Raw genomic sequence first — 11,286 nt, forward strand, 5'->3', positions numbered from 1 at the left:
CCGACCGGTGGCGGCGGTCCCGGCGGCGGTGGCGGCAGCATCCCGGGCGTTGGCGGTGGCAGCGGCGGACCGGGTGGCGGCGGCGGCTGCATTCCCGGAGTGGGTTGCGGCGGCGGCTGACCGCGACCCGCGTTGCCCGGAAACTCTTTGCAGATTCGAGGCCCCAAGATCTTTTCCCTCAACCCGTGCGCGGTTTAGGGTCTGGGCAACTCGACTGCTAGGGGACCGCACATGGCCAGGCTCAGGTTTGGGTACTTCATCGCACCGTTTCACCGTGCAGGAACCAATCCGACGTTAGCCATGCGGCGAGATCTCGAATTCGTCGAACACCTCGACGCGCTGGGCTTCGACGAGGCGTGGATCGGCGAGCATCACTCTGCCGGCAGCGAGATCATCGCCTCGCCGGAGATTTTCATCGCGGCCGCCGCGGAACGGACCAAGTGGATCAAGTTGTGTACCGGGGTCATCTCCCTCGCGTACCACAACCCACTATGGGTCGCCGACCGGTTGATGATGCTGGATCACCTCACCCACGGCCGGGTGATCGGCGGGGTCGGGCCGGGCTCACTGCCCAGCGACTCGTCGATGATCGGGCTGACGCCGACCGACACCCGAGAGTTGTTGGACACCAACCTCGACATCCTCGTGCGGCTGCTGCGCGGAGAGACAGTCTCGGCGAAAACTCCAACACACGATTTGCACAACGCGCGTTTGCAGCTTGCCCCGTACTCCGATGGCGGTGTCCCGCTGGCGGTGGCCGCGGTCGCCTCGCCGACGGGTGCGCGACTGGCCGGCAAGCACGGCATCGGCCTGCTGTCCATCGGGGCGACGCTGACGATCGAGGGCTTCAACGCATTGCAGTACCACTGGGACATCGTCGAAGAGCGCGCGGCGGTCTATGGCACCACGGTCGATCGCAAGAACTGGAGCCTGGTCGGTCCGTTCCACGTCGCCGAAACCGAGAAGCAGGCACGCGAGGACGTGAAATTCGGTCTCGAGCCGTGGTTCCGGTATTTCCAGAAGGTCGCCGCGTTCCCGCAGATGACCATGCCGGGCGAGCAGATCGACGAGATGATCGACGTCATCAATGACAACGGCGCCGGGGTGATCGGCACGCCGGAGCGAGCGCGGGAACAGGTGCAGCGAATGTGGGACCAGTCCGGCGGTTTCGGCTGCATGCTGCAGATGGGCCACGAATGGGCGAACCCGGCGGCGACCAAACGGTCGGCCGAATTATTCGCCGCCGAAGTGATGCCACACTTTCAGGGTCAGGCGCAACCGACACTGGATGCCGCCACGCGTGCCAGCGAGGTGCGAGAAGGCCTTGCGCAGTCGCAGAACGATGCCGTCGCACATATGACCAAGAAGTATCAGGACGAAATCGACTCGAAATAGCCGGCTTCGGCGTCAGCCGGCGAGTTCCGGCAACGACGCTGACTACATCGACTGCAGGATGGCGGTCGCGACGGCCAGGCCCAGCCCGATCACCGCCGGCGCTGAGTCAGATGCGCTGTCGGATGCCTTTACGTGGAAACCGATGGCGCCCAACAGAAGTAGAGCCAGTCCGACGGCAGCGGCGATGCCGATCGGCGGCCACGACAGGCCCGCCAGAATGCCGGCGACACCGGCGAGCTCGAGCGTCCCGATCACCCGCCACTGCATCGGGTTGACGCCGAGATGATCGCGGGCCTCCAACGACTGCTTTACCCCGAGAAGCTTGATCGATCCGGCGAATCCCATCAGCACCGCAAGCAAGGCCGTCACGACTACTTTGGCGATCATCGCTACACCGTAGTCCTCAGCCCGCGATGCCGGTGGCCGATGCGAAGGCGCGCAGCTCGCGCTCGATGTCGGATCCCGCTGGCTGATAGGCGACTTCGGTGACCCCGACCGATGCAAGGTCATGCATCCGCGCCGCGACCTGCTCCGAGGTGCCGGTCAGCGCCGCGGCACTGGCTATCGGAATGAGGTCGGCAACGTACGGCTCGTCCCGCGGGTTGGCTTTCACCAGGTGACCTTCGTGGATGGCGAGATGTCGTTCGTCCTCCGGGTGGGCCTCGACCGCCTCACGCCACCCACTCCCGCCCGGTAGCGCGTCGACGACCGCGGCGCCGCCGCGCTCGTACATGGCGTGATACATCACCACCGCTCCGGGGGCCACGGCGTCGACGACCCGCGGAGAGGTCAACTCCTCACCCTCGTCGAGCACCGAACCAAAGGACAGCAACGCCCGCCATTCGGCGGCGTTGACGGCATCGGGCTGCGGCACGGCCGCCGAGAACACGCCGTCGCCGAGTTCGGCCGCCACGGCCAGGCCCTTCGGTCCGTCAGCGCCGATCAGGATCGGCACGGTGATCGGCCGCGCGGCCCCGAATCCCGGCGGGTGCATCATCCGGATTTTGGCGCCGTCCCATTCGGCGGTCTCGCCGGCCAGCAGCGCCTTCAGACAGCGGACATATTCGGCGACCTGCCGCCACGGCATCGGCCGCTTACCCAACGAAAACCGCCCGGTGAATCCCGATCCGATGGCCACCGCGACGCGGCCCGGCGCCTGGTCGACAAGCTCGGCGATGGCGGCCGCGTTGACCATCGGGTGCCGCAGGCTGGGAACGAGCACACCGGGGCCGAGGCCGATGCGCGACGTACGTTCGGCGCATCGCGTCAGGACCATCCACACGTCGGGATACAGCGCAGGGGAGTCGTAGAGCCACGCTCGCCGGTAGCCGAGTGATTCAGCCAGTTCCACGTGCGCCGGGGTGTCCGATGAGGTTGCGAACGCACAAGAGATGTCCATACCCGGACACTAACTGAGGCCTGTGACTAAGGTGCGTCGTCGGCGACCAGACCTTTGACCTGCCGGTAGTAGATGACCTTGCCGCCACCGGCCCAATTGCCCTCGGGGATTTCATGAATCAGCGTCCAGATGTGAAACGCTCGGTCGCCATCGGGCTCGATTCCCGCGGCCGCACACACCGCTGCGTGCACGTCGGCCGCAAGTTGCTCCTTGCGGTCTTTCGTCAGTGCGCCGTCGAACACCGTCGTCTCCACCCGAAATCGGGGCGCGCCCTCGCCGCGTCCGCCGACCGATTGGGCGGCGGGATCCAGCTCGTGCAGATACACCACGGTGTTGTCACGCAGAAACGGTGTGTCCGGCGCTCTTTCGGCACGCAACAATGCGGTGACGAGTTCGTCGGTCAGACGTTTTAGCGCCTCCTGATCCAATGAGCCACGCACGTAGGTTAGATCGATCATCGGCATCGCCCGGACCTCCTCACAGCGTCGTCAGGGACGAAACGGGCCATCGCTTTATTGCTCCTCGGTAGGGTTTTGGCAAACGCGGTTGAGTGGATGCTCAACGATCAGGAGCGTATCGACAAGGGGTTGCGGATGGCGGGAATGGCCGAGCTGGTGCCGGTGCTGCCTGCGCATCGTTTCGACGAAGCTGCGCTGGCCCGGTACCTGCGCGGCCGGCTGCCCGGATTCGACGGCCAACTGCAGGTTCGACAATTTCAGGGCGGCCAGAGCAATCCCACGTTTCACCTGCAAACCACCGGTGGCGACTACGTGCTGCGAAAAAAGCCACCCGGCAAACTGTTGCCCCGGGCGCACGAAGTGGAACGCGAGCACCGCGTCATGGCCGCGCTGGCCGACACTGACGTGCCAGTGCCACGCATGCAGTTGCTGTGCGATGACGAATCCATCCTCGGTACAACATTTTTCGTGATGAATCACGTTCCGGGACGAGTCTTTCCGGACCGGGTCATGCGCGAGGAAACCCCCGCACACCGAGCCGCTGTGTACGAGGACCTCGCTCGTGTGCTCGCGGCGCTGCACCGGGTGGATTGGCGCGCCGTCGGACTCGAGGGCTTCGGCCGCCCCGAGGGTTATATGCAACGCCAGGTGGCGCTCTGGACTCGCCAGTGGGAGGCCGCGAGCATGGAGGACATGCCGGCGATGGATCGGTTGGCGGCGTGGCTTCCCGAGCACCTGCCGCCCGACGACGCGCCACCGTGCATCGCGCATGGTGACTATCGGCTGGGCAACGTCTTGCTGCACCCGACCGAGCCGCGGGTAGTCGCGGTGCTGGACTGGGAGCTGTCGACGATCGGTAATCCGCTGGCTGACCTCGGTTACTTCTGCGTGACTTATCACGTGCCGGGCGGACCCGGCGGCAGAAGCGGCGTCCTCGGCGAAGACCTCACGGGCACCGGAATTCCCAGCCAACAGGCATTCCTGGACAGCTACTGTGCGCACGCCGGCCGTGAGATTCGCGACTCGCTCGACGTTTTCGTGGTGTTCTCGATGTTCCGGCTGGCCTCGATCACCGCCGGGGTTTGGCGGCGCGGCGTCGAAGGCAACGCGGCCGATTCGCGCGCTGGCACCGACGAATACCGCGAGCGCTATCGCGGCATGGCTGAGGCTGCCTGGAACCTGGCGCAAAAGATCACCGCCTGAACAACTTTCGGATAGTTACAGGCTGGCGAAGTAGAAGCCCAGCAACAGCGCGAACAGCCCGAGTACCCATCCGCTCGTGGTGGCCTTGAGCCAGACAGGTGCGTGCCGGACCTCCATGAAATGCCGGATCACCACGTGCGCTTTGACCGCCGCAATCAGCAAGACGACGGTCGTGACCGTGGTGTTGATTTGGTGGGAGGCTCCGCCGTCGAGGGCGATCAACGATGACGCTATGGTCACCGCCGTGAGCAGGACCCACACGATTGTCAGCGGATTGCGGATCAATGACGTCATGACCTACCTCATCAAGTAGAGCAGGGCGAACAGGACCAGCCACAAGACGTCGACCATGTGCCAGTAGGTCGCGCCTGTTTCGACGAACGAGATCCGTGGCGGCTTGGATGTTTTCAGGTTCCGGATGACGAAGCACATAATGACCAGGCCTAAAACGACGTGGCACAGATGCATCCCGGTCATCACGTAGTAGTACATGAAGAACAAGTTTTTTCCCGGCGTCAGACCGGCGCTGATCTCGGGGATCCACTCGAACATCTTGAGCAGTGGAAAGGCAGCGCCAAAGGCCAGTGCAATCCAGAAGGCGCGAAGCCCGGCGGCTGCGTTGCCGGCGCGCGCCGCTGCGGTGCCCAGGGCTACGAAGAGTGAACTTGTGAGCAGCACAACGGTATTGACGGCGCCGATGTCCAGATTCAGCCGAGCCTGGCTGGCGAGGAACAGCTCGTGATTCTGGCCTCGGAAGTACATGTAGCCGACGAAATAGACGCCGAAAATGAGCAGGTCGCCGATGACGAAAAACCACATGCTCGATGCGCCGGGGACATGACCGCGTGCGCGGGCAGCGCCTTCAGACTGATGGACGTCTTGAGCAACGTCGGTCATGCGCTCGTCCTCGACGGGACATCGAGGACGCCAGGAGGTAGCTCAGGCGGGGCATTGCCGAGCTCGGCCGCGGGTTGGCTCTTGATCGCCTTGAAGATGAAGACGTACACGATGATCTGCCACGAGACGTAAAGCGTCATAGCGAACCAAAAGGTCATCAAGCCGTTCCAGGCGAACGGTCCCGTTTTGGTGATCCAGACCGGGGCGGCCATCAGCTCGGTCACGTATTGCCAAATCGTGTAGTAGCCCAGCCATTTCGGCAGGATGTTGTTTTCGTCCAGAATGATGGCAAGGCCAAAGGCCATCCACATGACGCAGAAGCAGCCCAGTGAGCCGATGAACGCCAGGTAGCCGAAGTCGTAGAGCATCGTCAAGACGGCCGGGCTGTAGCCAGGGCGGAATGCGCCGAGGCCAAAGCAAAACATCGGGAAGAGCATGCCGACGATGGCGCCGGTAATGGCGCCGATCATCATCGAGTAGCGAAATGCAGGGCTGACCGACATTCGCTTGACCTGCATGAGATAGCAGGCGTTCGACACCGGCGCCAGGCCGTAGGCCAGCGTCAGGATCACGCACGCGACCAGCAGGTTGTGGGAGTGCATGAAGTCGACGATGCGCGGTGTCGGACTGCTCGGCGACCGCGGCGGCATCATCCAGCTCAGCGGCACGAACACCAGCCCGAACAGGTTGAAGAAGAATGGCACGCTCCAAAATGCAATCCACTGATCGAGTTTGCGATTCGTGCGCCACGACTTTGCCTGTTCGGCCTCGGACCGGGGAGCCGTCGCCACGCTGTCGCTCATGCGAGAGCCACTCGATCGTCACCCTGATGGTTGACGGCACGCCGCAGGACCACGAACATCACCACGATGTAGACCGCAAATGTCGTCAGCCGCAACGTGAATGACAGTGCACCGTTCCATGCGAGCGGCCCCGTTTTGCACAGAATCGAGAAAGCACTTGGGGCCAGCAGCGCAACTGTTGCGACGTTGAAGTGCGCGGCCCAGCGCGGAAAGATCGGATGTGTACGGTTGTCGAGGTAGATGCTGAGCGCGAAACACAGGTTCTGCACCATGATGGTGCCGACCGGCGCGATGAAGAAGAACCAGGCCATGTCGTTGAGCAGACTGGTCAGTTGCGGGTCCCGCTCCGGCCGGAACGCGGCCATTCCCCAGCAATAGTCGGCCAGGATGAACGCCGTTGTCCCGACGCCGACGCAGATGAGGTACGCATACGTCAGGACTGTGCTCGATGTGGCGATTCGGGAGATTTGCACGGCGGTTACCGCGAACAGTGGAACCAAAGAGCACGCAATGAGGTTGCACAGGATCGCCACACCGAGGATCCCTGTCGTGTTTCCCCGGAAGAACGCGGCCACCTGGTCGGGCGTCAAGGTTGGCGACAGCGGCGGTGAGAACACCGGAAACATCAGATAGGCAAGCGCGAACAATGCCACCGCCGGAGGCGCCGTCCATAACAGGATGCGTTGACCCCTGGTGTTCATCGATGCCGTCCCTGCCTCAACCGTGTGGTTCTAGACCTAGCACGTTCGCTGACAAATGACAACGAAATCTGCGAGGTAAGTCAGCCGCTTCTCGCCGGATTGGTCCCACCCGCTGTGTCTGAGATACGGGCCAGGCGGCAGATAATCGCCGCAGCTCGCTGCGCTCAGCTCAGCCGGGGCAGACGATTTCTAGTGACATATGTCAGCGAGTCGCTCTGATACTGCAGAATAGGGGAGTGCCAGACACTGCGACGGGTCGCGAAGCACAGCGACGGAAAACGCGTGCGCGGGTGCTCGATGCCGCCATCGTAGAGTTCCAGCGCGCCGGAGCGAACTCGGCAGATATCAACGCGATCGTCGAAGCCGCGGGAGTTGCCCGCAGCACCTTTTATTTCCACTTTCCCACCAAGGAACACGTCCTGCTCGAATTGATCCGACGGGACGAGGATTACCTCGCCGAAGAGCTGAGCCGATTTCTCGACCACCGCCGCGACCTGCCGGCGGTACTGAACGAGATCATCAGACTCGTTCTAGAGCTCGAAACCCGTTGGGGTGCAGCTCTGTTCCGCGACGTCATCAGCCTATATTTCTCGCCGGCGGCTCCCAAAGACGAGAATTGGACCCAACATCCGACATTCGTACTGCTTGCCGCCGAAATCGAGCGCGCGCGCATCCGCGGCGAGCTCTACGACGACGTCGACGCATACGACAGCGCCGCGTTCTTTCTCATCGGCCTTCATGCACAGCTCATCAGCGCTAGAGAATCAGATGCCGGGCGTGACGAAGTGTTGAAGAAGTTTGCGAAGAGCACCCTGCGCAGTCTGCAGCGCTGAACAGTCCCGGAGGAGTTTCTCAGCCGCTCGGCTACCCAACGCTCTCCTGGAGATCCATGCGCCCATACACTGACCGATCGTGGGCATTTTGTTTGGCTTCTCGCCGTGGATCGTCTACTGGGTCCTTGTCGGCAACACACCATTACTTGTCGCGGCTTTAGCCGCCTTCACTATCGCGATTGCCGGGCTGGTCATCGGCTACCTCGCCCGGACGCCCCGGCGGATGCTTGAAATCGGTTCTGGTGCAACCTTCTTGATACTGACCGCGCTGACCCTGCTGGCGAGTCAGTCGTTCGTGCAGCGGTGGGCGCTAGCGCTGAGCATGGCGGGCATCCTGCTGGTGGCCCTGCTCGGTGCCGGGTCAGGCAAGTCGTTCGTGCACGAGTACGCGGCAGCGAACCAACCGCCGTCGATAGTCAACAGCGACGTGTTCGGCCAGATCACCTCGCGGCTGACCTGGATCTGGATCGCCGTCTTCGCCGGCATGACGGTGTCGTCGTCGATTCCATCGATCGTCGACGCCAAGACGCCCCTGAGCTACATCTGCTACCGGGTGGCGCCGTTCTCGCTGCTGGGCCTGGGCGCGCTCGCCACCAGATTCCTGCCCGATTGGCTGATCGCCGCGGCGGGCGACATCGAACGGAAGACGACATTTGTCGCCTACCACGAGGCCACCATCGACGAGCTGTACTACTTGGCACAAGAGCATGCCAACCGCGAGGTGGGCGCGGGCGAAGAGGCGTACGCCGTCAAGGTAGGAAGCAAGGGCACGGCCCTGGTCGGCGACGAAACACGCCATTCGTGGCCGTCGACGTACAAGGTGCGTCAGTCGCGGCGCTGAGACGTCAGAAAACCCGAACAGGTTCTAGTCCGGATCGTTGAACGGCCATTTGCGGATCGGGTCGTTGAGGTCCTCGATGCCGGTGGGGGGAACGCTGAAGTAGGGCTCCTTGCCGGGAGCTCCCCACGCTTCTGGCACCATGGCGACGTGTTCAGCGGGTATTTCAGACGTCTGTTCGCAACACCGTCGCGAGGTTGGCTCGACCCGCTCATCGTTGCAGTGCTGGCCGCCACCGTGAGCCTGGCTGGTGCAAGCCGTCCGTCTTTCTGGTACGACGAGGCCGCCACGATTTCGGCCTCCTACAGTCGTTCTCTGAGTCAGTTGTGGCGGATGTTGGGCAACGTCGATGCCGTCGAAGGTCTGTACTACATGACCATGCACGGCTGGTTCAGAATTTTTCCGCCGACGGAATTCTGGTCGCGGGTGCCAAGCGGTTTGGCGGTTGGAGGCGCCGCAGCCGGAATCGTTGTGCTGGGCAAGCAGTTCTCGTCGCGAACTGTCGCATTGGTTGCCGGACTCGTGTGCGCGATCTTGCCTCGGACGACATGGGCAGGCATCGAGGCTCGACCGTATGCCCTTTCGATGCTGGCGGCGGTTTGGCTGACGGTACTGCTCGTCTATGCCGCGCGTCGTGACAGCGGTTGGGTGTGGCTCTCTTATGGGATTGTCCTGGCAATATCAGTCCTGGTCGACGTGTATCTCCTGCAGTTGTGTTTCGTCCACGGCATTTTCATCTATGTATTTCGGCGCAGCCGAACAGTGGTAACACGATTCGCGCTGACGTCGGTTGTGACGGGTTGCGCAGTAACGCCATTTTTGGTCGAGGCCATTAGCCAAGCGCACCAGATCAGCTGGATCGCGCCGATTGGGCGCCGCACGATCGAGGATGTGGCAATTCAACAGTATTTCGAACGAAGCCCCTTGTTCGCGATTCTGGCGGCACTAGTGGTAGCGACCACTATTACGTTGTGGCTCTTCACATCCAAGCGCCCAACGGAGGCAGATCGCCAGCTGTTGACGTTGGCAATTGGTTGGCTGGTGATACCGACCGCCTTGATCGTCATCTGGTCGGCATTCGTTAATCCCATCTACACCCCGCGCTATCTAAGCTTCACCGCACCAGCGATCGCACTGATCCTTGGTGTCTGCATCGGCGCGTTGGCCGTCATGCGATGGGCAGCGGCGGCTATCGTCGGCCTCTTCGCAATCGCTGCAGCTCCGAATTATGTTTCGGCGCAACGGGGCCCATACGCGAAATACGGTATGGACTACAGCCAAGTCGCCGACCTGATCACAGCGAAGGCAGCGGCAGGTGATTGCTTACTCGTGAACGACACCGTGACGTTCATGCCCGCTCCGATGCGCCCATTGATGGCAGCCCGCCCGGATGCCTACCGGAAGCTGATCGATCTCACCATCTGGCAACGAGCAACGGCCCGCAACGACGTGTTCGACACCAACCTCATCCCGGAGGTTGTCAGCAAGCCGTTAAGCCACTGCGGCGTCGTATGGATCATTACCCAGGCCGACACAACGCGGCCCGATCACGAGCAAGCGCCGATACTCCCACCGGGCGAACGCTTCGGCGCAACCCCGGCTTTCGCGGTTCCACACGACCTGGGCTTCCGGCTTGTCGAGCGCTGGCAGTTCAACCTGGTTCAGGTGATCAAGGCGACGCGATAACTCTTTGCTACCAGACCCGGATGTAGTCGATGAGCATCTGGCACGGAAAGGTACCCAGGGCGGGGTCGCCGGCGCCAACTCCGCCGACCGCAAGCGTGAACATCGGAGACATCCAGTAGCCGGGATTGTTGAACGGCCACCGGAAGTCGTCAGGTGCACCGCCATGGACGTGGATGGGCTTCGGCGGAACCTTGAAGTACTCTGCACCGTCCCGTGAGAATTTGAAACCGTCAGTATCCCAACGCATTTGCCAGTTGTGCCAAGCGCCGTCAACCATACCCGGAATCGATTTGCCTTCCCAGGTTTTCCCGTTGGATGCCGCGTGCACCGTGGTACCCGGGGCCCATTGGCCGTTGCCGTACCACTCGAAGATGTCGACCTCGCCGTCCGGCAGTGGATCCTCGTTGACGGTCCAGAAGGAGGGCCATAGGCCCGGGAACAGGCAGTCGAGCTTGATCCGCGCCTCCCAGGTGGTGTTGATCATGCCCCGCCAGTTACCACGCAGTTTGCCGCTGAAGTACTGACCGTTTTCCCGGCTGGCCTGCAGGACCAGATTGGAGTTGCCGTCGAGAAACACGTTCTGCGTGCGGTATATCCCGTCGACCGGTGGGAACACGTCGTCCTGCCAGGTCTGAATCGTCCACTTCGACAGATCGGGGCCCTGGCCGGCCGGCCCGTCGAACTCGTCTTGGAAAAGGTAAGGACCAGGCGGACCCGCCGCCGGCGCGTTCGGCGGTGCTGCATGGCCCGGATTAGCGTGTGCTTCCGGCTCGAGGGCGGCGGCCGCGGCCGCGGCCGCAAGCATGCCCATCCCACTCGTCAACAACATGTTGCGTCGATTCATCTCCGGCACAGCTAGACGATATAGGAGAGGGCCTGCGGGATGCAGGTGTGACACCAGAATTCGGCGTTTTCGCTGGTAAAAGGCCGGTCCTGAGCAACTTCAGCCGACCTGGCCTGTGCCGATTCGTCAGCGATCCTCTCCTCGGGACGTGAAGGTTGCAGCTTGAGCAGTCGCCCGCGGCTGCCCCGACCCGACACCGGTGCGCGGACCTTGGCAGACTGTCGGCATG

General features: G+C 62.7%; 14 protein-coding genes and 1 pseudogene. 5 read left to right on the forward strand and 10 right to left on the reverse strand.

Going from position 1 to position 11,286, the window contains the following annotated elements; genetic code table 11:
• Window positions 1–231 precede the first annotated feature (231 nt).
• The gene (locus tag WAO18_RS10985) at window positions 232–1,395 is read left to right on the forward strand and encodes an LLM class flavin-dependent oxidoreductase (RefSeq protein WP_422206313.1); all 1,164 of its coding nucleotides are present in this window, start codon (window positions 232–234) and stop codon (window positions 1,393–1,395) included.
• A 42-nt stretch (window positions 1,396–1,437) separates the two neighbouring features.
• On the opposite strand, the gene WAO18_RS10990 is transcribed toward WAO18_RS10985, so the two are convergent.
• From WAO18_RS10990 to WAO18_RS11000, 3 genes are read right to left on the reverse strand one after another with little or no spacing between them, the layout of a single operon-like run.
• The gene (locus WAO18_RS10990) at window positions 1,438–1,782 is read right to left on the reverse strand and encodes a DoxX family protein (RefSeq protein WP_422206314.1); all 345 of its coding nucleotides are present in this window, start codon (window positions 1,780–1,782) and stop codon (window positions 1,438–1,440) included.
• A gap of 16 nt (window positions 1,783–1,798) precedes the next feature.
• Window positions 1,799–2,794, reverse strand: a complete 996-nt coding sequence (locus WAO18_RS10995) for an LLM class flavin-dependent oxidoreductase (protein WP_422206315.1) — start codon at window positions 2,792–2,794, stop codon at window positions 1,799–1,801.
• Window positions 2,795–2,820: 26 nt separating this feature from the next.
• Window positions 2,821–3,258: a tautomerase family protein gene (locus WAO18_RS11000; RefSeq protein WP_422206316.1), complete on the reverse strand. Its 438-nt coding sequence runs from the start codon at window positions 3,256–3,258 to the stop codon at window positions 2,821–2,823.
• Window positions 3,259–3,348: 90 nt separating this feature from the next.
• Between WAO18_RS11000 and WAO18_RS11005 the strand changes: the two genes are divergently transcribed.
• A complete protein-coding gene (locus WAO18_RS11005) occupies window positions 3,349–4,455 on the forward strand; it encodes a phosphotransferase family protein (RefSeq protein WP_422206317.1) in 1,107 nt (368 codons plus the stop codon).
• 15 nt (window positions 4,456–4,470) lie between these two features.
• Here WAO18_RS11005 and WAO18_RS11010 read toward each other — a convergent pair whose 3' ends face one another.
• From WAO18_RS11010 to WAO18_RS11025, 4 genes are read right to left on the reverse strand one after another with little or no spacing between them, the layout of a single operon-like run.
• The gene (locus WAO18_RS11010; protein WP_422206318.1) at window positions 4,471–4,749 is read right to left on the reverse strand and encodes a cytochrome C oxidase subunit IV family protein; all 279 of its coding nucleotides are present in this window, start codon (window positions 4,747–4,749) and stop codon (window positions 4,471–4,473) included.
• A gap of 3 nt (window positions 4,750–4,752) precedes the next feature.
• Entirely contained in the window at window positions 4,753–5,352 is a 600-nt protein-coding gene (locus WAO18_RS11015) for a cytochrome c oxidase subunit 3 (protein WP_422206319.1), read from the reverse strand.
• Entirely contained in the window at window positions 5,349–6,155 is an 807-nt protein-coding gene (locus WAO18_RS11020; protein WP_422206320.1) for a hypothetical protein, read from the reverse strand. The genes WAO18_RS11015 and WAO18_RS11020 overlap by 4 nt, the downstream gene beginning before the upstream one ends.
• A complete protein-coding gene (locus tag WAO18_RS11025; RefSeq protein WP_422206321.1) occupies window positions 6,152–6,856 on the reverse strand; it encodes a hypothetical protein in 705 nt (234 codons plus the stop codon). Before WAO18_RS11025 ends, WAO18_RS11020 begins: the two co-directional genes overlap by 4 nt.
• A gap of 236 nt (window positions 6,857–7,092) precedes the next feature.
• Here WAO18_RS11025 and WAO18_RS11030 point away from each other — a divergent pair, with 236 nt between their 5' ends.
• A complete protein-coding gene (locus WAO18_RS11030) occupies window positions 7,093–7,689 on the forward strand; it encodes a TetR/AcrR family transcriptional regulator (protein WP_422206322.1) in 597 nt (198 codons plus the stop codon).
• Window positions 7,690–7,768: 79 nt separating this feature from the next.
• Complete coding sequence (locus WAO18_RS11035) at window positions 7,769–8,530, forward strand: hypothetical protein (RefSeq protein ID WP_422206323.1); 762 nt, start codon at window positions 7,769–7,771, stop codon at window positions 8,528–8,530.
• Between the two features lie 30 nt (window positions 8,531–8,560).
• Here the strand turns inward: WAO18_RS11035 and WAO18_RS11040 are convergent.
• Window positions 8,561–8,650 (reverse strand): annotated as a pseudogene (locus tag WAO18_RS11040) (1,3-beta-glucanase); the annotation flags it as partial.
• A 27-nt stretch (window positions 8,651–8,677) separates the two neighbouring features.
• Here WAO18_RS11040 and WAO18_RS11045 point away from each other — a divergent pair.
• Window positions 8,678–10,213: a glycosyltransferase family 39 protein gene (locus WAO18_RS11045; protein ID WP_422206324.1), complete on the forward strand. Its 1,536-nt coding sequence runs from the start codon at window positions 8,678–8,680 to the stop codon at window positions 10,211–10,213.
• Window positions 10,214–10,220: 7 nt separating this feature from the next.
• On the opposite strand, the gene WAO18_RS11050 is transcribed toward WAO18_RS11045, so the two are convergent.
• The gene (locus WAO18_RS11050; RefSeq protein WP_422206326.1) at window positions 10,221–11,057 is read right to left on the reverse strand and encodes a glycoside hydrolase family 16 protein; all 837 of its coding nucleotides are present in this window, start codon (window positions 11,055–11,057) and stop codon (window positions 10,221–10,223) included.
• Between the two features lie 11 nt (window positions 11,058–11,068).
• Window positions 11,069–11,286, reverse strand: a 218-nt coding sequence (locus tag WAO18_RS11055) for a hypothetical protein (protein WP_422206325.1), incomplete at its 5' end; no start/stop codon positions are given.

The organism is Mycobacterium sp. (assembly GCF_049278535.1).
Taxonomy (GTDB): Bacteria; Actinomycetota; Actinomycetes; order Mycobacteriales; family Mycobacteriaceae; genus Mycobacterium.